The organism is Planococcus halocryophilus, from assembly GCF_022489025.1.
Taxonomy (GTDB): domain Bacteria; phylum Bacillota; class Bacilli; order Bacillales_A; family Planococcaceae; genus Planococcus; species Planococcus halocryophilus_A.
In genome coordinates this window covers 78,316-100,216 of sequence record NZ_JAKVTG010000002.1, presented here as the reverse complement: position 1 = coordinate 100,216, position 21,901 = coordinate 78,316, and the positions used below count along the sequence as shown (strand labels likewise).

Sequence of the window (21,901 nt, the reverse complement as noted above, 5' to 3'; positions counted from 1 at the left end):
TATGAAGCTGAAAGATAAGATTCAAGCATTTGTTGATCAACAATACAAATTCCCAAAAGGATGGATCGGAACGTATTTTGGTGAAAAGATGGTCTGGCAACACAAACCTGAAACACTTTGGGCAATTGAATTACTAGATCTTCAACAAGGAAATCGTATTTTAGAGCTTGGGTGCGGTTCAGGGTATGCGATGAAGCTTATTTTAGAGCACGATTCCGTAAACAAAGTAGTAGGGTTGGACATTTCACCAGCTGTCATTCGATCAGCTGCCATCCGAAATAGAAAAGCATTGCAGAATAATCGAGCCGAATTGGTGCAAGGGGATGTGAGTTTTTTACCGTTTGAAGAAACGCAGTTCGATAAAATAGTTAGCATTCACAGCATTTACTTTTGGGAGGAATTAGCTACTACGATATCAGAAATACATCGAGTGTTAAATCCAGGAGGAACTTGTGTTATTACGCTTTGTAATGGCAAGGGAGAAGAGTCGTGGACAGGTATAAACCAGTTAATAGATGAACAAGTGGTTCCACTTATGGAGAAGACAGGTTTCATCGAAACAAGAGTAATAAAAGGTCCAAAATCTAGGCAGTTTCATACAGTTGCGGTTTGTGCTAAAAAGAATTTTGAAATCGGATAACAATAAATAAACCCAGCAACCTTTTACAGGTTGCTGGGTTTGTGTGCATAGTAAAACCTTGGTTTTTAATGGATCGGATTTTTAGTAGCAAGTTCTTTCGACAAGAGCTGAGAAAAATGATCGGTAGTGAGCGGTTTGCTAAACAGATAACCTTGGATTTCATCGCAACCGAGCTCTTTTAACAAAGCTAGTTGCTCTTCAGTTTCTACACCTTCTGCAATGACAGACATGTTGAGTTTATGGCCGATTAATACCATGGCTTCGACCAATGCCTCGTCATGTGGGTTAGTCGCCATGTCTCGAACAAAGGACTGTGCAATTTTTAAGTTTGTGAGCGGGAATTTTTTTAAGTAGCTTAATGAACAATAACCAGTGCCAAAATCATCGATAGCAAGATTTACACCAAGCTCTTTTAAGGCTTGCATGCGCAGTAAGGCTAAATCGATATCATCAACTGCCACGTTTTCCGTGATTTCTAACTCTAACGAAGATGCTGGAAATCCGGTCTGATCTAATGCACGTCCTACCATATCCAGTAAGTCGTCATCCAAAAATTGAAGAGGGGACAAGTTCACGGCCAACTTCAGGTGAGAATGCCCTGCATCGTGCCATATTTTTGCCTGTTCACAAGCTGTATTGAGAACCCATTCTCCTAGTGGAAGGATCAAACGAGTTTCCTCTGCCAAAGGGATAAATTTAGCAGGAGAAATAATCTCTCCATCGGTAATCTGCCAGCGAACCAATGCCTCCATCCCCGTAATTTCTCCTGTATGAGCATTAAATTGTGGCTGATAATGCAAGAGAAATTCTTCGTTGGCAAGGGCGCGGCGAAGTTCGTTCTCAAGTGCTATTTTTCGAGAAACAACGAGTGACATATCGTCCGAGAAAAACTGGTAGTTATTTTTGCCTTTTGCCTTTGCGCTATACATGGCGCTGTCGGCGTGTTTTAATAATTCGCTTGTTGTGTTTCCATTATCAGGGTAGACAGCGATACCGATACTCATGGAAACGTGCAGTTCTTGACCCTTTATAGATAAGGAGTTTTGAAAAGCAGATTGTATTCGGTGAATGGTTGGCGTAATATCTGTTTCATCTTGAATATTATTAAGGATAAGGGTGAATTCATCGCCGCCTTGGCGTGAAATCGTATCAATAGAGCGCAGGTTTTCTGAAATTTTTTCTGAAAAATCTCGGAGCAACAAATCACCAAATTCATGGCCAAACGTATCGTTAATATTTTTAAAACGATCTAAATCGATAAACACCACAGCGAGTTTTTTGGAATTTTTATCAGCGGTAGCTATAGAAGTCTCCAGATTTTTCAGGAATAATCTTCGATTAGGTAGTCCAGTCAATTCATCGTGATAAGCGATGTGCTCTACTTGGTGAATAACTTCTTTTAATTGTTCGTTTTTAGAAGTAACTTCTACCGTTCGTTGTTCAATTTTTTGCTCCAGTTCAGAAGTCAGTTGGTCATAATTAAACAACAATCTACGGTTATCACGCAACGTGAAAATCTGTCTCGTGACGATTAAGGCAGTCGCCACAAAAGCCCCAGCAATCAAGCCTCTCGTATGATTACTTTCTTCGGCAATAATAACGATAAACAGCATGAGTAAACTACAATAAGGCAGCAGCATACGAACCGAAATTCGGTCAGTTATTTGCATAAAAGTCTTGCCTGAAACAGATTTTTTAATGGGATCTAACGAATACAAGCCTGAAAGTGCCACGAGCAATAGACTTAAAGACCACAACGGATCATAAAAACTACCCGAGCTGTACGTATCGGCAACGGTAGAGTATAAGTAAGCAGTATCAGCGAATACTTGGAAAACCAATCCAGCGATAATTAAAGTCAATACACGCGGTGATAAGGTGTGAGAATAGCCAATATATAAACTAACTGCACCGAACAGAAGTAGTAAATCACCGACAGGATAACCGATAGATACGGCAAACAAGAGTAGCGAAGCAGTGGCCTCTGGCAGCAAAAGTTGAATTAGGTAATGCCAACTTAAAGCAGTAGAGACAGCAATGATAATCATAATATCAAAGATGAACTTAATTTGATAAGCGTTTTCTTTCCTTTGTACAAGGTAGTAAATAAACGCTGCTAAATAGAAAAAGATTTGCAGAAAATAAAAAGGATCTGGCCAACCCGGATAATTAGGCTCTACAAGTGAAACATTATGGCTATAAACCCAGATGCCTTCAGCAATGGCATAGCTTAAACTACCAAGAGAAAGCAATAACCAAAAAAGACGCATTCTGCCGGCTGACTTTCGGTAAACAATAAACAAGGTTACAAAAGCTACGACTGGCGCAAACCACGAGATAAGATTTTCCACCAACACAAATATGCTGTCACTTGTTTCACTGAAAAAAATCCAAGAATAGTAAATGGAAATGTGGAGGAATATATATAGGCCGAACCAATGGATCGTACGGAAGTTAGTGATATGGTTCACCTCGTTTTGGAAAGCAGGATTATTGCTTACCAAATTATTGGGATAGCATGATTCTTATGACTCCCATTATAAAACTTTTAATGGGATAAGAGAATACTTTTTATCCAAAAAATGGTATTTTAGAGTAAAAAATATTCATTATTTTAGAGTTTAATAATTTTTTTGTATGAAATCGGATTTTTTTAAGGTAATGTCGAAAAACAAAAAGAAGGTCTAAAAAATAATATGTTAATAATCTTTACATTTACTCGATAGGAGTATAATCTGTGGACAAGTTCAAATTTGTTTTTTGAATTGTTCGATTTTTATTTAGGAAATGATACTTGCAAAAATTTTGAGGTTTTACAGAAGTGAGCAGTGAATATCAATTTTGTCCTGTTAAAGCAGGAGAACCATACATCCAATGTTGAGTAGTAGGAAAAGGAGCTGAAGGTCAATGTTTTCAACACCTTTACACCCCATCTTAGTGCATTTTCCAATTGCACTTATCAGTATGGGAATTGTGACACAGTTCCTGATTTTTTGGAAAAAAGATTTTTTCGACAAAGCTACTTTTTTATTGTTGTCTACAGGATTTGTGATGGGGATTTTTTCATATATCGCTGGCGATGGAGCAAAGGATTATGCAGAAAAAACATGGGGTAAAGGAATTGAAGTTAATCTTGAGCCCCATGAGACGTATGCTTTAATCACTTTGATAATCATTGGAGCTGTCCTTGCTTTAAAGGTATTTAATCATTATAAAAAATTGTCTTTTGTGCTACCTCTTATTCTTGTCTTGTGTATTGCTGGTGGAACTACGCTGACTTTGACTGGACACTATGGTGGAAAGATTGTATATCAACAAGATCCGATTAACGAGCAAGTAAATGATGTTGGCGATTAATTTAAATACAAACAAAAAAACAAACAGAGTTGATGTTTGTTTTTTTGTTTGTATTGATAAGTTGTTAGTTACTCAACCAGCCCATCTTTCATCGTAATAACATGATCCGCATACGACAGCATTTCTTCGTCATGCGTCACCATTAAGGTGGTAATACGCAAGGTTTTCGTCAACTCGCGAATTAAAGACATGACATCTTTTGATCGTTTTGAATCGAGACTTGCCGTTGGTTCATCGGCGAACAACATTTTCGGTTTGTGGATAATGGCGCGAGCAATAGCAACGCGTTGTTTTTCACCGCCGGATAAAGAAGCAGGATAAGCGTCTTTTCGGTGGTCCATGCCGACTTGTTCAAGCAATTCGGCAACTTCTTTTTGTTGTTGTTTTTTCGACAATTTAGTTCCAGCAACATCGAGCATAAGGAATAATTGTTCTTCTACAGTTAAAAATGGTACTAAGTGAGCCGCTTGGAAAACAAAACCGAACTCACTTGCCCGAATTTGCCGAATTTGTTCAGAAGTCATAACCGTCATGTTTTGTCCGTTAAAGATAATTTGACCATTTGAAGTGGGTTGCAATCCCGCTGCAATTGTTAGTAACGTACTTTTCCCAGAACCTGAAGCACCAACTAATGCTGTAATTTCACCTTCGTGAAGAGACAGGTCGATTCCTTTTAATATTTCTTCTGCGACTTCCCCATTTGTAAATGTTTTTCGAACTTCTTGAGCTGCAAAAATCGTCATGTTAAACCTCTCCTTGTTGAATTGCTTGTAATGGTTCGACTTTTTTAATTTGAATACCAGATAAAGTAGCGCCGATAAATCCAATGATTAAAAACACAATCGACAATTGAATCGTCACAGTAGCGGTTAAGCTAAACGGCATTCCTGCTGGGGCAAATTGATTGAACAATTGGCTCAACGTGATTGAAAAGACAAGTGCGATGGTCGTAATAAAGAACATTTGCGTCCACATCATTTTGAAAAGCGTACTTGTTTTTACACCAATTGCTTTTAAAATGCCATACAAGCCAATTTTTTGGACGTTCATCATATAGAAGAAAATCGCAAACAGTAAGGCACTAATCACAACTAAAAACCAAACTATCATGTTAAGTGACAGTTGTTCCGCGCTATAACTTGGAATAGCAGATAGAAATTCTTTGTTTGTGTAAGATTCAAGTCCTGCAATCGTTGGGTACTCGTCACCTTCAGGCACAAAGAGCAACTGCATTTCATCGGTACGGTAAATTTCTTTGTAGTTTTCAATATTGATAAAAGCAACAGGAGCGTGGCTGTATTTTTGCTGCTCTGCAAAGCCTTTAACGATAAACTCTCCACTAAACTGATCATTCGTTAAAACATCCCCAACTTTCAAGCCTGCTTCTTCTAATGAACGATCGAGTACAATTTCGCCGGCTTTCACATCTTCAAATAGGGGAGATTCAGTCGTAGTGACAAATGCGACACTCCGTTGCTTGTCTTCTTCGTCATTCAAAAAGCCCATTTGAATCGACAAAGCGACAGCATCTTTTGTTTCTGCCAAATTTTGATCTTGAATTTCAAGGTCGATACGTGACAAATTATGCGTGCCTTCCGCATCTTCGGTCATGTAAAACTGGCCGTCTGGTAAATCTTTAATAAGCGCCGCATTGTCTTGCGACAAGCCATTTGCTAGACCTGATATGATAAACGTCAATAAGCTAACAAGAAATACAATCGAACCTAAAATGGCAAATCTCACTTTATTTTTCTTAATTTCTTTCCACGCGATGTTCATGGGAACGCCTCCGGTTTCTTTGATAACTCTAATTTAAGTTACCAACATGAACGGAACATGAACGACGGGTGACAATTATGAAAAAGCATGTTCATACGAGAAAAAAGCTGTACTAAAACGTAGTAAAAAACGTTTTAGTACAGCTTTATAAAAACTAAACGCGCGGAAGTTGTACATGAACAGTCGAGCCTTTACCAAACGTGCTGGAAATCTCAACGGTTCCGCCGTGTAACTCGACAATTTCTTTTACAATCGCGAGTCCAAGACCAGCTCCTTTTGTTGAACGTGTCCGTGCGTGATCTGCTCGATAAAAACGGTCAAAAGCGTGTTCCACTTCTGTCGGTGACATGCCAATACCTTCATCTTGCAAGTCCAAAATCACGTGTTCTGCAGTAGACCTTAACCGAACGTCAATCAGACTGCCAGGTTCGCTGTATTTAATCGCATTGGTCAGTAAGTTTTCCCACACTGTTTGTAGAAGGACACCGTTGCCTTTAACTTGCCCTTCTGCGAGTTGCGCTGATATACCAAGTTCTTTTTCTTCAAAAGCAAACCGTAAATGCGACAAAGTTTGCTGAAGCTGCTGGTCCACAGATACGGTTTCGACCAATTCTGCTGCTTCCGCATCAAATGACGCCAACGTCAGCAGTTGTTTTGTTAGTAAAGATAAACGCGTTGTTTCGTCTTGAATAACCGCTGTGTACTGTTCTTTTTCTTCTTTGGCAATGCCGTCTTTTTCAAGCAAGGCTAAATAACTTTGAATGGTATGAAGTGGTGATTGGATATCGTGTGATACATTGTGCACAAACTCTTTACGTTTTAATGTTGACTGCTCGATTCGTGAACGCATCGTCGAAAACTGATCTGCGAGACGGCCAATCTCATCTTTCCGGTGAATGGCTAGTGGAACATCGAATGTTTCTGTCCCCATTTTTTCGGTCGCTTCGGTCAATTTTGTAATGGGTTGAATCAGCAATCGGGCAACGACTAACATGCCAACAAAACTCAATAAAATAATCGCCACTGCCAAGCCGCCAAACAACAAGTGGAGCTCTTGAAACAACAGCCCGATATTTGGACGCATAAAAAAAGCATGCGGTTTGCCATCTAGTTCAACCGGAACGCCGACTGTATTTTTTAATTCATTGGCAAAAAAACCGGTGACAAACGTTTCTTTAGGAAAGTCACGGATGCCGTTAAATTCTGTGCCGTCCAAAACTTGTTGGACTTCTGATGGACTGATCGTTTCATCGCGATAGTCACCTCCATAGCGCTCGACCGTAGCGCCGTCTGTCACATAAAGCTGATAGCCAGCATCACCCAATGTCACCAATGCATCTCGAGTTTGATCGGCAGGAAGTTCATCCAGAAAATCTGCAAAAGACATGGCGATGGTCATATTCTTATCGTTATTTTCACCTTTAAGTTGGCTGTGGTAATACGTATTCATCCCGAAAAAAGCGATTGTGCTGCTAATCAACATAGTCGCAAACGTAAACCAAATGAATTTCACGTAAAGACTCATGTGATAACCTCCAATTTGTATCCGACACCTCTTACCGTGACGATTTTCACGTCAGGCGCAAATCGCTCGAGCCGTTGACGCAGTCGCTTTACGTGAACGTTAATGGTTTGTTCGTCCCCTTGAAAGTCAATTCCCCAAACATTTTCAATGATAGAGTCTCTGCTCCACACTTGTCCAGGTTTTGATGCCATTAAAGCCAATAATTCAAACTCTTTTAACGGGATAAACAAAATCCCATTGGTTGATTTGACTTCATAGCTTTTCAAATCAATGGATAAAGAGCCAACAACGATCAAGTCGTCTTCTGGGTGGTCATATCGTCGTAAAATCGCTTTGACGCGATACAGCAATTCTTTCGCTTCAAAAGGTTTGACTAAATAATCGTCTGATCCTGCTAAAAACCCACGTTCTTTATCTTCAATATGATGTCTAGCTGTCAATAAAATAACCGGAAGATCGTAATCGGACCGGACAATTCGTGTCAGTTCAAAGCCGTCAATGCCGGGCATCATGACATCCACAACAGCTAAATCCATTTTTTCATTTTCTAATACCTCTAAAGCTTCTTCACCTGAAAGAGCTTCTGCCACTTCGTACCCTGCTTGGCGAAGTTCAGCTGCAATGAAATTCAACATATGTATATCGTCATCTACTGCTAATATCCGGATCATGCCAATCAGCCTCCTTGATTTGTATTATACAGTGAATCTGCACGAACGAAAAAACTCGCTCTCTTAAAAGAGGGCGAGTTTGTTGCAGATTATAAAACTGCTTGAAGAAAAAATTGGGATTGGACGTAGTTATAAGTTAGTTTTGAAAAATCGAACGGCTGGCCATTCGTTAAGTGGAAAACAGATTCAACTTCAAGTTTAGGATCGTCTTTTATTAACCCTAAATACTCCGCTTCTTCAACATTCAGCTTGTCGACATGAAGGTAAGTATCGGCAAATCCAATGCTCAATCCTAATCCCTCAGTAATGTAGTTGAAAATAGATTCAGTAATAATTTCTTTGTTCAAATAAGTGACAATGGATTTATTAAAATAGGATTCCTCAATACAAAGTGTTTGTCCGTGGATAAACCGAATTCTTTTTACGTAGTAAATATCATCGTCAAGACTAATATTCAAGTTTACTGCTGCTTCTTTTGTCGGTTTTCGTATATCCAGCGTAATCACTTCTGAAGTGATTTGGAACTCTTCCAAGTTCTTTTTAAACCCTTGGTTTGAAGTTAGGCTAATATAGCCTTGGCGTTTATGTCTTCTGACAAAAATTCCACTTCCTCTTACTTGAAAGACCACGCCTTTTTTCTCAAGTAAATCCAAAGCTTTTGTAACCGTACTTTTACTCACGTCGAACTGAGTCATTAAATCTTGCAAGATTGGCAGTTTATCGCCTTGTTGCAACTTATGCTCTTCTATATAATTTTCTAGTTCGTCTGCGATGTGCTGATATTTTAACATATGCATACCTCTTTACTTTAATGTCTGAAAAGATAACAGAAGTATACCATAAACTAAGTATTGGCTCATCTAATTTAATAAATAGCGAATAATAATTTTGTTTGGTACTTGATTAATTGTACCGGTACAATTAAGATGATAGAGTATTCAAATAAAGGGGTGAAACAAATGGGAGAAAAAATTAGAGATTATTCAAAACTAGCAAAAGATATACTCGAAGCTGTGGGTGGGGAAGAGAATATCGTAAATGCTACTCGCTGTGCGACCAGGCTACGGATTGTTTTAAAACGTTCCAAACCAGAAGCTAAAGCAATGGTGTCGGAAATGACGGGTGTTATTACGGTTGTGGAAAACAGCGGACAATTTCAAGTGGTCATCGGTCAGCATGTTGGCGAAGTGTTTGAAGAATTTTCAAATTTGGTAAAGCTAGATTCATCAGAAGCAGTTAGCGATAACAAAGGCACTATTTTAAATCGCATCATTGCTACGATGTCAGCTGTCTTTGCACCATTTGTTTATATTTTAGCAGCAGCCGGTATTTTACAAGGAACATTGATTCTATTAAATTTATTGTTTCCTAGTTTTGCGGAAACAGGGACTTATGAAGTTTTTAGTTTTATTTCGTGGGCACCATTTACTTTTCTGCCTATTTTCATCGCGATCACTGCCTCTAATCATTTTAAGTCAAACCCTTATATTGCCGTAGCTGCTATTGCAGCGTTAGTCAGTCCGACTTGGGCAGCGATGGCTGGCAGAATTGCAGAAGGAGAAACCATTTCGTTGCTAGGAATGGCGTTAACTCAGACTGTTTACACATCTTCTGTACTGCCACCATTATTTTTAGTTTGGATCTTGTCTTACTTGGAACGGTTTTTAAATAAGCGCATACACGAGGTTATTCGTCCTCTATTTGTTCCATTTATAAGCTTAGTCATTATGGTTCCACTGACAATCCTACTAATTGGTCCTCTGTCTACGATAGGCGCCAACGGAATTGCAAATGGCTACAACTTCTTAGCAGAAAACGCACCGGCTGTCGCTGGGGCGGTCATCGGTGGATTCTGGCAAGTCCTCGTTATTTTTGGTATTCATTGGGGTGTCACACCAATGGTAATTGCTAATTTTGATTTGTATGGGCGTGATTCTTTCCAGGCATATCAAACCATTGCCGTAATTGCGCAAATTGGCGCTGTCTTGGGCGTTATTATTAAAACAAAAAGTCAAGAAACGAAGAAAATGGGAGTTTCAGCTGGTGTCACGGGATTATTTGGCATTACTGAACCGGCCATTTATGGAATTACATTGAAATTCAAGAAACCGTTCATCTTTGGGAGTATTGCGGGGGCTGTCGGTGCGATAACGGCAAGTTTCTTTAATCCGTATTACTTTGCTTTTGCCGGTTTGCCAGGACCCTTAACAATAGTAAATGGAATCGGTTCTGAATCACCCTCGTCAATTTGGGGAATCTTAATTGGTTGTGCGATTGCGATTATTCTCCCTATTGTTTTGATCCAAATTTTTGGGTATGGAGAGAACGTAGTAGAAAAAGAAGGTCTTACAGATTCCACGAAAGAACAACCCGACTTGGCTGTGGAAACCATAAACGTTAACGAAGAATCGATTCATGCGCCGCTTCGAGGACAAATAATTCCTCTTTCAGAAGTCTCGGACGAAGTGTTTAGTTCTGGCGCAATGGGGCATGGCGTAGCAATAGAGCCATTAGACAACCAATTGTATGCACCGTTCGATGGCACTGTGGTGATGATTGCGCTGACAAAACATGCAATCGGTTTGCGTTCAAATTCAGGTGTAGAACTGCTTGTTCATGTTGGGTTAGATACCGTTATGTTGAAAGGAAAGCCATTTACATTGCATGTAGAAGACGGCGCGAGGATCAAAAAAGGTGATTTGCTTATGACGTTTGATCGGGAGTTTATCCAAAACGAAGGCATTAAAATAACAACACCTTTAATCATCACCAATACGCAATCGTATAAAGAAGTCATTATCGAAAACATTTTAGATGGCCTCGTAGGGGACAAATTACTAACAGTTGTTAAATAAGGAGAGATATATAATGGAGAAATTACCAAAAGATTTTTTATGGGGCGGCGCATTAGCCGCTCATCAATTTGAAGGTGGATGGGACCAAGGTGGAAAAGGGCCTAGCGTTGTCGATGTGATGACGGCCGGGTCGCACGGGGTCGCAAGACAAATAACAGCGACGATTGAAAGAGACAAATTTTATCCAAACCATGAGGCGATTGATTTCTACAGCAAATACCAGGAAGATATCGCCTTGTTTGCTGAAATGGGATTAACGTGTTTACGGACTTCGATTGCATGGAGCCGAATTTTTCCGAAAGGCGACGAAACAGAGCCAAACGAAGAAGGTTTGATATTCTATGACAATCTATTCGATGAATTGTTGAAGCATGGTATAGAGCCAGTTATTACGCTTTCTCACTTTGAAATGCCGCTGCATTTAGCAAGAGAATATGGTGGATTTAGAAGCCGGAAAGTCGTAGATTATTTTGTGAAGTTCGCGGAAGTTTGTTTTGCCCGATATCAAGACAAAGTAAAATACTGGATGACATTTAATGAGATCAACAATAAAATGGATGTCCATAACCCGATATTTTTATGGACAAACTCAGGTGTAGTCATCGAAGACGGGGAGAATGCAAAAGAAGTAATGTACCAAGCGGGACATCACGAACTAATCGCAAGTGCATTGGCTGTAGCTAAAGGAAAAGCGATTAACCCTGATTTTAAAATTGGCGCAATGGTGTCTCATGTGCCAGTTTATCCGTATTCTTCAAATCCAGCAGACGTCATGCTGTCAGAAGAAGAAATGAGACAGCGCTATTTCTTCCCGGATGTGCACGTACGTGGCTATTATCCAAACTATGTATTAAAAGAATTCGAACGAGAAGGCTACAATATCCACATGGAACCGGGCGATGATGAAATATTAAAAGACGGCAAAGTCGATTATTTAGGATTTAGTTATTATATGTCGACTACTGTAAAGAGTGATGTGCAAAATGAAAATCCGGGTAATGTCGTCAATGGGGGGTTGCCAAACGGCGTAGAAAATCCATATATCTCATCTAGTGACTGGGGATGGTCAATTGACCCTACAGGCTTACGGTATACATTAAATCGTCTTTACGATCGTTACCAAATCCCATTATTTATCGTTGAAAATGGCTTTGGTGCAATTGATACCGTAGAAGAAGATGGTGACATTCACGACACGCAAAGAATCGACTATTTGAAATCCCATATCGAAGCGTTAAAAAAAGCTGTTCTATATGATGGCGTTGACTTGATGGGCTATACACCGTGGGGAATCATAGATATCGTTTCGTTCACGACAGGTGAAATGAAAAAACGCTACGGCATGATTTACGTCGATCGTGATAACGAAGGAAATGGCACTATGAAACGATTTAAAAAAGATTCGTTTGACTGGTATAAAAAGGTGATTCGCACGAATGGCGAGCAACTATAAAGAGAGTAGAAAAGTAAATTGGGTATAGGTAAAGCCTTTAATTTGTTTGCGATGCAAACAAATTAAAGGCTTTTTCTTTTTTTATAAAGAGTAAGAACAGCTCTCGTTATCTCTGATCCTCTTCGTAAACGTGATACGCATCCCGGTTCGCTTTTTTTGCTTCATATAAAGCTAAATCTGCATGTTTGATCAGTTGTTTTTCATTAACGGCATCATCAGGATATAAAGAAATACCAATACCGGCACCCATTGTAATTTCATGACCGTTAAAAAGAACGGGAGTTTCATAAGACTTAAGGATCTTTTCAGCAGTAGCAACCGCGACGTCTACAGAGTCAATTTCAGGTAAAATAACCCCCATTTCATCCCCACCTAAACGTGCTGCCGTATCACTGGAACGGATAGAGGCTTGTAGACGGGTAGCCATCTCTTTAATAACGGCATCTCCCGCGTCGTGGCCAAACTGATCGTTAATTGTTTTGAACTTGCGGCCGTCTAACATTAAAACAGCGATTTTTTTGTTTGTGCGATTGGCTTGAAGAACCGCTTTTTCTAATTTGTCATCAAAGCTGCGGCGGTTTGGTATGCCGGATAAATGGTCATAAAACGCCATTTTAGCAATGTCGTTTTGCAGTCTTTTTCGTTCTGTCACATCTCGCGCAAGTGTAAACAATTGCGTCATTTCTCCATTTGAATAGACGGGAGTAGGTGAAACCTCCATCCAAATATAATGACCGTCCCGGTGCAAGTAACGAACATCTAATGGAGTTGGTTTTCCCCCATTCATAACAGCAGTCACGTTGTCTATTAACGTAAAGGTGTCTTCTGGATGGATGTTTTGAGTAAAGAGTTTTCCGATATAAACGTTGTCAGGAAACCCTAGGATTTTCTCGCTTGCAGGGGAAACATATTCAATCTGACCAGAAAGGTCAATCAACGTAATAATATCCAAGGTACTTTCTGTAATGAGTCGATATTTTTCTTGGCTTTTTTGAAGCTCTTTTTCCATCTTTTTAAGGTTGGTTACATTTTTTGATATGATTGTTGCACCAATTACTTCTTTTTTCTCATTGCGCACGGGGGAGTAGGAAGAAATGATATTCAGCAATTTACCTGACTTAGTTATGCGGACAGTATCGTGTGATTTGATCGTTTCTCCTTGAAGAATTCTATCCAATATGGCAATTTGATCAGGCTTCATCGCAGGGGGAATAAGAGTGCCTTTCTTGTTTAGCATTTCTTCTTCCGTATATTCAAATACTTCTTCAAATGCTGGATTTACTTTTACGATATCTCCTTTGGCATCAATATAAAAAATAGGAACAGCGGAGTTTTCCCAAAAGATTTCTAACTTTTCCTTTGTTTCATTTAAACTTTTTTTCGCATAGGTCATTTCCGTGATATCAGTCACTACGACGTGCATGCCCACTAATTTTCCATCGAGGCGTATTGGGATATTGGTTGCTTGAAGATAGAGAAGTTGGTCATTTTTATGGCGACATGCAAATTCATAACGCTCCAGGCGATTTTTGTGTAAAGTTTCGTAAAAATGATGTTTAATTTTATCGATTTCGTTTTCGACAATCATGGATAAAAACGATGTCTCCAGCAATTCCTCCGCAGAGTATCCGGTAATCGTTTCGGTTCCGATATTTCCACTCTTTAAATGACCATTTTCGTCGAATACAAAAATGCCATAAGGATGATTAGAAGCTAATGATTGGTAGCGTTGCTCACTTTCTTGCAAGAGGCGAGCTATTTTTTTCAGCTCTGTCATTTCTTTGAGAGTAGCTAAAATATACGAGCAGTGACCCTCATCAGACAGGATTGGATTCAGCACAATGTCTCCAAGAATATCTCCATTTTCCGTTTGAATGGTTTCGGTAACTTCGATTGATATTTTTGAAGATTGGACTTCACGATAATAGTGAAGAGGGATATGTGCGGAAGATAAGACTTCTTCTAATTTTTTGCCGATATCCGTCTTTTGGAGAGAAAGTACTTTGACAGCAGCTGGGTTCGCGTAAACATAACGGAACGTCTCATTATCTTCAGCTATTAAAAAAATAGGATCTTGTATCATGTCAAAAAATTCAACTGAAGCTAGAACAGGATGTTGTGATTTGTCTATAAAGTTTTTCAAAACTATAGACCTCCCTTCGGTATAAAAATAGTAAGAGTGACAGTGTACTCTATATTGTTTGTTTACCCTAATTTTATCAGTTATTATTTAACATCTTTTTATAAGTTTAGTGGATAAAGCAAAAACAAGATAGAGTTTTCTAACAAATCACTGTTTATTACATAATTTAATGAAATGAACTCAAATACTCGAGTTATCAGTTATTTTAATAGTCTGTTTATTTGTTGAACTCCGGATTTATTTCCCTTATGATGAAGAGGCATTGAGGAGTGAGGGTTTTAAAAGCTAAGACGGGATCACAAATTGAGGAGGGAATTATTCATGACAAAAATCGGTATTATTACCGGAAGTACAAGACCTGGACGCAATAGCTTGCAGGTTGCACAATGGGTTAAAGAAATTGCAGACAAACGTGGAGATGCCGAATACGAAATTGTCGATTTAGCTGAATTCAATTTACCGATGTACGCAGAGCCAATTCCAGCGGGGGTCAGTCAAGATTATCAAACCCCTGAAGCGATTCCGTGGGCTAAAAAAATTAAAGAGTTAGATGGCTATGTGTTTATTTGCCCAGAATATAACCATGGCGTAACCTCTGCGTTAAAAAATGCGATCGATTATTTATATCCAGAGTGGAATAATAAAGCCGCGGGAATCGTCAGTTATGGCTCATCGGGCGGAGTACGAGCAGCTGAAGCCTTACGTATTATTTTAGCCGAGCTGCAAGTGGCTACGGTTAGAACTCATGTAGCGATGTCGTTGTTTACTGATTTTGTTAAGATGCATGAATTCAAACCTGCAGATTTTCATGAAAAATCAGTGACGACTTTACTGGATCAAGTAAATGCGTGGACCAATGCTTTTGAACCTTTAAGAAATAAATAAATATAAGCCGAATCTTATAAAAGACTGCCTCAAACTGTCATGAACATGACATTGAAGCAGTTTTTTTATTTGTTTTCAATGACTAGAGACTTTGACAATTTGTTTTGAGAGGAGTATGTTTGTATCATTATATATTCAAATAATCAGATATACTATAATAAGAAAAAGAAGGTCCTAGTATGGAAAAGAAATCAATTTTCATGGGTAGATACGCAGGATATTCAGTTCAAAGTTTTAAGAAGGATGTATTGTCTGGATTAGTTGTCGGAATCATCGCGATTCCGCTGGGTATGGCTTTTGCGATTGCTTCTGGTGTAAATCCAGAGTACGGAATTTATACGACCATTATTGCAGGGATTTTGATTTCCTTATTAGGAGGATCTAAATTTCAAATCGGCGGTCCGACTGGCGCATTTATACCCATCTTGTTTGCTATCGTGCTAACTTATGGGTATGAGAGCTTATTATTGGCAGGATTTTTGGCAGGAATCATGCTCTTTCTCATGGGGATTTTCAAACTGGGCTCGTTGATTAAGTATATTCCGCGACCAGTAACGATTGGCTTTACTGCAGGGATTGCCGTCCTTATTTTTGTTGGACAAATAGCTAACTTTTTGGGGTTAAGCAATGTGGAAAAACACGAATCTTTTTTAATGAATGTAAAAGAGATCATTCTTCGCATGGATACCATTAATATTTATAGTGTGTTGACGGCAGTGATTTGTTTGATCGCGGTCATACTAACACCGAAGATATTACCAAAAGTTCCAGGACCGTTAATTGGTTTATTGGTTTCAACTGTGGCTGCGATAATTTTTTTCCCGAGTGAAGTGACGACTATTGGTTCAGCTTTTGGTGAAATTTCAAACAAACTGCCAGAATTCCATTTTCCAGAAATCACTTTTGAACGAATTCAATTGCTGATTGGTCCGGCTTTTGTCATTGCGATGCTTGGCGGGATTGAATCCTTATTATCTGCGGTTGTTGCAGATGGCATGACTGGCACTAAACATAATAGTAATAGAGAGCTAATCGGACAAGGAGTCGCCAACATGGTAACACCTTTGTTCGGGGGAATCCCTGCGACAGGAGCGATTGCGAGAACAGCAACAAATATTAAAAATGGAGCCGTATCTCCCTTCTCTGGAGTTATTCACGGAATTGTAGTGTTATTAGTTCTTGTTTTATTCGCTCCTTATGCTTCGGCAATTCCATTGGCCAGTATGGCACCAGTGTTAATGATTGTGGCTTGGAATATGAGTGAGCGTCGTGTATTCGTCTTACTATTAAAAACAAAAACGACAGACTCACTTGTGTTGTTGGTGACGTTCTTATTAACGGTGTTTGTAAGTTTGACGGTTGCAGTCGAAGTTGGATTAATTGCTGCGGTTATTTTATTTGCGAAACAAATGAGTGAACAATTGATCATTGCGAAAGCATTACCAGATCCTGAGCATAAGAATAAACGAGTAGAGACTCACCGTGTAACCAATAGTCGTGATTGTCCACAAATCAGTATATTTAATATTGAAGGGCCATTATTTTTTGGATCTGCTCAAACTTTCGAACAATCCATTATGCGCACCATTCACTACAAGCCGAATATCTTACTTTTGAGAATGGGGAAAGTGCCTTTTATGGATGCGACGGGTGAAGCGTATTTATCGAGTATCGTAAAAGATTTTTCAACACATGGCACTGTTATTTTTTCAGGAATGAATCTACATCCATTAAGTATCATGAAAAAAACGGGCTTGTATGACTATACTGGAGAAGAGCATTTCTTTGAGCATACTGGGGAAGCAATTGATTTTTCGCTAGAACAACTGGATCGAAACAAATGTTTAAATTGCCAGCATTTTGCCTTTAAGGAATGTACGGCTCTTTCAGCAGGTCTAGATTATAAAAAAAACGAAGAAACTTAAAACCGTGATAGAAAGGAAGAAAATCATTTTGAATATGGCTATGCAGCAATTTAAAGCCGAATTTTTCAAAGCTTTAGCCCATCCACTTCGCATTCGCATTTTAGAAATTTTGGCAGATGGTAATAAAAGCGTAAACGAAATCCAGCAACTTGCCGAAAGCGAAGGCTCAGCAGTATCGCAACAATTAACCGTGTTGAGGTCAAAAAACATTGTTACAGGCAGTAAAGAAGGAAACCGCGTCATTTACTCTTTACGTGATCCGATGATTATCGATTTATTAGAAGTAGCCAAGAAAATTTTTAATAACCAATTGTCGGAAACCATTACGATACTCAATCGACTGAATGAGGATGAAAAATAGAGGGATATTCGGGATGAATGATGGATGCGAGAGAACAGAGGAATTTTCCTGTTCTCTTTTATTTGTCTAGTATCTAATCCAACTTGTTGACACTTAATACTTCACATGATATTATTACTTTGAATTAAAGATAAATAGTTTCAAGGTAAATATCACAATAAGCAAATTAGCAATTAAATTTTTTTAATCATATATCTCGAATTCGAGATAAAATTAAACATCAAAGGAGAATGACTCATGAACGAATTAAAAGGAATACACCACGTAACCGCGATTACCAGCTCTGCTGAAAAAAACTATGAATTTTTCACGCATGTATTAGGAATGCGTTTAGTGAAGAAAACGGTCAACCAAGACGATATCCAAACCTATCACTTATTTTTCGCAGATGATAAAGGATCGGCTGGAACGGATATGACGTTCTTTGACTTCCCGAACATCCAGAAAGGATCGCACGGCACGAACGAAATTTACAAAACCGCGTTCCGCGTGCCAACAGATGCAGCACTTGATTACTGGATCAAACGTTTTAATCAATACAACGTAGCCCACAAAGGCATTCAAGAAGTATTCGGCAAGAAAAACATTTCGTTCGTTGACTTTGACGATCAACAATACATGCTAATTTCTGATGAAACAAACAAAGGCGTTGCGTCAGGTACACCGTGGCAAAACGGTCCAGTACCACTTGAATTCGCGATTACAGGACTGGGTCCTATTCATATCCACATCGCCGACTTTGAAGCGTTTAAAGAAGTGTTGGAAAAAGCGATGTTGATGCGTCAAATCGCCAAAGAAGGTTCGTTCTACTTGTTCGATATCGGTGAAGGTGGCAACGGAGCACAAGTGATCGTGGAGCATAACAAATTATTGCCACAAGGTCGACAAGGCTTTGGAACGGTTCACCACGCCGCATTCCGCGTGGCAGATCGAAACGTTTTAGAAGAATGGATCAACCACATGCAAAACCAAGGTTTCCATACTTCAGGCTATGTCGATCGTTTCTTCTTTGAATCGTTATATGCACGTGTGGCACCAGGAATATTGTTCGAATGGGCAACAGACGGTCCTGGATTTATGGGAGACGAGCCATACGAAACAGTTGGCGAAAAATTATCACTACCGCCATTTTTAGAAGGCGAACGCGAGCGAATTGAAAAATTGGTTCGCCCAATCGATACCGTTCGTAGTACACGTACATTTGAAAAGGAGTATCTGTAAACATGAGCTTATTCAGTAAATTATTTGGAACGAAACTAGAGGAGGAAACAACAATGACAAACTTAAATATCGGCATCATCTTAGGATCAACACGTGAAGGGCGCTTAAGCCCGCAAGTAGGAAACTGGGTAAAACAATTAGCAGACAAACGCGGAGACGCGAACTATACAGTAATCGACATCGCCGACTACAAATTGCCATTGCTTGGTGAAGCGGATACGGATGCATCGGGTGCTGCAGCGTGGTCGGAAGCCATTGCGAAACAAGACGGCTTTGTCTTTATCACACAAGAATACAACCACTCAATCACCGGTTCACTGAAAAATGCACTCGATTACTTGCGTGCAGAATGGAACAACAAAGCAGCCGGAATCGTTTCCTACGGATCTGTTGGCGGGGCACGGGCAGCCGAACATTTACGTGGCATTTTAGGTGAATTGTCTGTCGCAGACGTACGTGTGCATCCGGCATTGTCGCTATTCACAGATTTTGAAAACGGCTCAGAACTAAAAGCAGCGCCCGTTCAAGCAGATTCTGTTAACCAAATGTTAGACCAAGTGATTCCATGGTCAACGGCATTGAAAACAATTCGATAAGCTATCTTTACTACAAATAAACAAGGCAAGACGCTGTCTGACAGCATCTTGCCTTGTTTTAGTTTACTAATTTTTAGAAATGCATTAAATGACTTTCATCGAAGTGATTCCGCTCTCCAGAAGTTTTGTGAAGCGAGTAGTAGGCAATGGTTTGCTGAAAAGGAAGCCTTGGATTTCGTCACAACCTAGATTTTGTAACAAGGCTAGCTGTTCTTCTGTTTCCACACCTTCTGCAATAACGGACATATCTAAACTATGAGCGATGAAAATCATAGCTTCGACTAGTGACTTGTCCCGTGGGTTTGTCGCCATGTCTTGAACAAAAGGTTGGGCGATTTTCAAGTTGTTGAGTGGGAAGCGCTTCAAGTAGCTTAGCGATGAATAGCCGGTGCCGAAATCGTCTATCGCAATTTGAACACCAATTTCTCGTAATGTTCGCATCCGGGCTATGGCTTTTTCAGCATCGTCTAGTACGACGCTTTCTGTAATTTCTAATTCTAAAGATGATGCTTTAAATCCTGTCGTCTTCAGAACTTTTTGGATGGTTGTTATTAAATCATCGTGCATAAATTGTAAAGAAGATAAGTTGACTGCTAGCTTTAAATGAGAATTTCCATCATCATGCCATTTTTTAGCTTGTTGACACGCTGTATAAAGAACCCATTCACCTATCGGCAGGATTAACCGAGTTTCCTCTGCTAAAGGAATAAATTCTCCCGGCGAAACGATGCTGCCATCATTTTTTTGCCAACGGATCAGGGCTTCCATGCCAATAATTTCACCTGTTTTGGCCAGGATTTGCGGTTGGTAGTGCAAAGTGAATTCTTTATTGATAACGGCGCGGTTTAAATCGCCTTCAAGTGCTGTTTTTCGAGCAGCGACAAAGGCCATATCTTCAGAGAAAAATTGATAATTGTTTCGCCCTTTTTCTTTTGCGCTGTACATGGCATTATCAGCATGTTTCAGCAATTCGTCAGTAGTATCGCCATCTTTTGGATAAACTGAAATGCCAATACTCATTGAGATATAGAGCTCTTGGCCTTTGATGATTAAAGGTTTTTCGAGTGCTTTTTGAAGCTTATGGATAATGGGTGCAATATCCTTTTTTTCTTTAATTTTATTCAAGATGAGCGTAAATTCATCGCCGCCTTGGCGAGATAGCGTATCGATCGAACGCAAGTTATCTAGGATTCGTTGTGAAAAAGCTTGGAGGAGTATATCTCCAAATTCGTGGCCAAACGTGTCGTTAATGTTTTTAAAGCGATCTAAGTCGATAAACACGACTGCAAGTTTGTGCGACTTGTGTTTTGCTTCTACTATAGAAGCTTCTAGTTTTTCAAGAAACAATCTTCTGTTTGGCAGTCCACTTAACACATCGTGGTAAGCCATATGCTTCATTTGTTGGACGGTTTCTTTTAACTGATTGTTACTAGAAGTGACTTCTATTGTTCGTTGTTCAATTTTATGTTCAAGAACCGAAGTCAGCTGATTGTAGCTGGATAATAATCGTCGATTGTCTACTATCGTAAAGATTTGTCTAGTCAGAATGAGGAATGCGGATATCCCCGCTCCAATGATCAAGCTTGTCATGTCTTCTTTTTGTTCAAGGGTCATCGCAATGAATAAAATCATCAAACTAAAATAAGGTAGCAGGATGCGTATGGATATGTGTTCTTCGGTGGGTGCTAGAGCTAGTTTTGAACTGCGTCTCTCTGATGGTTCTAAAGCGTGCAACCCCGAAAGTGCTACTAGTAGTAAGCTAATAGCCCACAAAGGGTCATATAAATTGCCTGAACTGTAAGTAGCAGAAAATGTTGAATAGAGATGAGCCGTATCTGCAAAAACTTGAAAGATCAACCCAGTGATGATTAAAGCAGCTACTCGGTACGGTAGCGTATGGGTAAAGCCGATATAAAGACTAATTGCACCAAACAATAACAACAAATCTCCGAGCGGATACCCAAGTGATACGGCAATAAGCATGGGAGATGCCGCGTTTCCTGGGAGCAAATGTTGAATAAGAAAATGCCAGCTAAGCACGGTAGAGACAGTAATAATAATCGTGATATCAAAAAGAAATTTTATGTGGTAAGAAATTTCGGTTCTTTGTTTTAGCTGGTACACAAAAGCTGCTAAATAGAAAAAGATTTGAAGAAAGTAAAAGAAATCAGGCGCTCCAGGATAGCCGATAACAATATGGAAAAAATTATAACTAACAACTGAAATGCTTTCAGCGATAATATAACTCAAACTCCCGAGCGAAAGTAGCAACCAAAATATGCGGTTTCTGCCAATCGTTTTTCGGTAGACATAAAATAGGATGGCAAAGGCAACAATAGGTGCTAACCATGAAAGAAATTGATGGCCCACTTTGTAAACACTATCGCTAGTACTACTGAATAAAATCCAAGAGTAGTAAATAGATATGTAAAGTAATATGAAAATAGAGAAGCGGTTTTTAGTGATAGAAAACATAATGTATGGCACCTC

The 21,901-nt window shown here is 39.4% G+C and carries 17 protein-coding genes; 9 read left to right on the top strand and 8 right to left on the bottom strand.

The features are described from left to right. Position 1 precedes the first annotated feature (1 nt). Positions 2 to 640 (top strand): class I SAM-dependent methyltransferase, encoded by a 639-nt coding sequence (locus tag MLE13_RS03370; RefSeq protein WP_240748052.1) that lies wholly within the window; start codon positions 2 to 4, stop codon positions 638 to 640. 65 nt (positions 641 to 705) lie between these two features. Here MLE13_RS03370 and MLE13_RS03365 read toward each other — a convergent pair whose 3' ends face one another. Next, positions 706 to 2,991: a putative bifunctional diguanylate cyclase/phosphodiesterase gene (locus MLE13_RS03365; protein WP_346429150.1), complete on the bottom strand. Its 2,286-nt coding sequence runs from the start codon at positions 2,989 to 2,991 to the stop codon at positions 706 to 708. 556 nt (positions 2,992 to 3,547) lie between these two features. Between MLE13_RS03365 and MLE13_RS03360 the strand changes: the two genes are divergently transcribed. Continuing rightward, positions 3,548 to 3,997 carry a DUF2231 domain-containing protein gene (locus MLE13_RS03360; protein WP_240748050.1) on the top strand — a complete coding sequence of 150 codons (450 nt, stop codon included), beginning with the start codon at positions 3,548 to 3,550 and terminating at the stop codon, positions 3,995 to 3,997. A gap of 68 nt (positions 3,998 to 4,065) precedes the next feature. Here the strand turns inward: MLE13_RS03360 and MLE13_RS03355 are convergent, their stop codons facing one another. The 5 genes from MLE13_RS03355 to MLE13_RS03335 form a co-directional block, all read right to left on the bottom strand. Continuing rightward, a complete protein-coding gene (locus MLE13_RS03355) occupies positions 4,066 to 4,740 on the bottom strand; it encodes an ABC transporter ATP-binding protein (protein ID WP_240748049.1) in 675 nt (224 codons plus the stop codon). A gap of 1 nt (position 4,741) precedes the next feature. Continuing rightward, positions 4,742 to 5,776 (bottom strand): ABC transporter permease, encoded by a 1,035-nt coding sequence (locus MLE13_RS03350; RefSeq protein WP_240748048.1) that lies wholly within the window; start codon positions 5,774 to 5,776, stop codon positions 4,742 to 4,744. Positions 5,777 to 5,930: 154 nt separating this feature from the next. Further along, complete coding sequence (locus MLE13_RS03345; protein ID WP_240748047.1) at positions 5,931 to 7,301, bottom strand: sensor histidine kinase; 1,371 nt, start codon at positions 7,299 to 7,301, stop codon at positions 5,931 to 5,933. After that, entirely contained in the window at positions 7,298 to 7,972 is a 675-nt protein-coding gene (locus MLE13_RS03340; protein ID WP_240748046.1) for a response regulator transcription factor, read from the bottom strand. The genes MLE13_RS03345 and MLE13_RS03340 overlap by 4 nt, the downstream gene beginning before the upstream one ends. 89 nt (positions 7,973 to 8,061) lie before the next feature. Beyond that, on the bottom strand, positions 8,062 to 8,763 hold the full coding sequence (locus MLE13_RS03335; protein WP_240748045.1) for a GntR family transcriptional regulator: 702 nt from the start codon (positions 8,761 to 8,763) through the stop codon (positions 8,062 to 8,064). 168 nt (positions 8,764 to 8,931) lie between these two features. Here MLE13_RS03335 and MLE13_RS03330 point away from each other — a divergent pair, with 168 nt between their 5' ends. Continuing rightward, positions 8,932 to 10,827: a beta-glucoside-specific PTS transporter subunit IIABC gene (locus MLE13_RS03330; protein WP_240748044.1), complete on the top strand. Its 1,896-nt coding sequence runs from the start codon at positions 8,932 to 8,934 to the stop codon at positions 10,825 to 10,827. A gap of 13 nt (positions 10,828 to 10,840) precedes the next feature. Continuing rightward, positions 10,841 to 12,280: a 6-phospho-beta-glucosidase BglA gene (gene bglA, locus MLE13_RS03325; protein ID WP_240748043.1), complete on the top strand. Its 1,440-nt coding sequence runs from the start codon at positions 10,841 to 10,843 to the stop codon at positions 12,278 to 12,280. 106 nt (positions 12,281 to 12,386) lie between these two features. Here bglA and MLE13_RS03320 read toward each other — a convergent pair whose 3' ends face one another. After that, complete coding sequence (locus MLE13_RS03320) at positions 12,387 to 14,423, bottom strand: PAS domain S-box protein (RefSeq protein WP_240748042.1); 2,037 nt, start codon at positions 14,421 to 14,423, stop codon at positions 12,387 to 12,389. A 321-nt stretch (positions 14,424 to 14,744) separates the two neighbouring features. Here MLE13_RS03320 and MLE13_RS03315 point away from each other — a divergent pair, with 321 nt between their 5' ends. The 5 genes from MLE13_RS03315 (at position 14,745) to MLE13_RS03295 (ending at position 19,411) form a co-directional block, all read left to right on the top strand. Then, positions 14,745 to 15,308 (top strand): NADPH-dependent FMN reductase, encoded by a 564-nt coding sequence (locus MLE13_RS03315; RefSeq protein WP_240748041.1) that lies wholly within the window; start codon positions 14,745 to 14,747, stop codon positions 15,306 to 15,308. 179 nt (positions 15,309 to 15,487) lie between these two features. Then, on the top strand, positions 15,488 to 17,233 hold the full coding sequence (locus MLE13_RS03310; protein WP_240748040.1) for a SulP family inorganic anion transporter: 1,746 nt from the start codon (positions 15,488 to 15,490) through the stop codon (positions 17,231 to 17,233). Between the two features lie 28 nt (positions 17,234 to 17,261). Further along, positions 17,262 to 17,594, top strand: a complete 333-nt coding sequence (locus MLE13_RS03305; RefSeq protein WP_240748039.1) for an ArsR/SmtB family transcription factor — start codon at positions 17,262 to 17,264, stop codon at positions 17,592 to 17,594. A 237-nt stretch (positions 17,595 to 17,831) separates the two neighbouring features. Further along, positions 17,832 to 18,815, top strand: coding sequence for a ring-cleaving dioxygenase (locus MLE13_RS03300; protein ID WP_240748038.1), 984 nt, complete (start codon positions 17,832 to 17,834; stop codon positions 18,813 to 18,815). 2 nt (positions 18,816 to 18,817) lie between these two features. Continuing rightward, the gene (locus MLE13_RS03295; protein WP_240748037.1) at positions 18,818 to 19,411 is read left to right on the top strand and encodes an NADPH-dependent FMN reductase; all 594 of its coding nucleotides are present in this window, start codon (positions 18,818 to 18,820) and stop codon (positions 19,409 to 19,411) included. A gap of 84 nt (positions 19,412 to 19,495) precedes the next feature. On the opposite strand, the gene MLE13_RS03290 is transcribed toward MLE13_RS03295, so the two are convergent. After that, positions 19,496 to 21,886, bottom strand: coding sequence for a putative bifunctional diguanylate cyclase/phosphodiesterase (locus MLE13_RS03290; protein WP_240748036.1), 2,391 nt, complete (start codon positions 21,884 to 21,886; stop codon positions 19,496 to 19,498). Between the last annotated feature and the right edge of the window lie 15 nt (positions 21,887 to 21,901).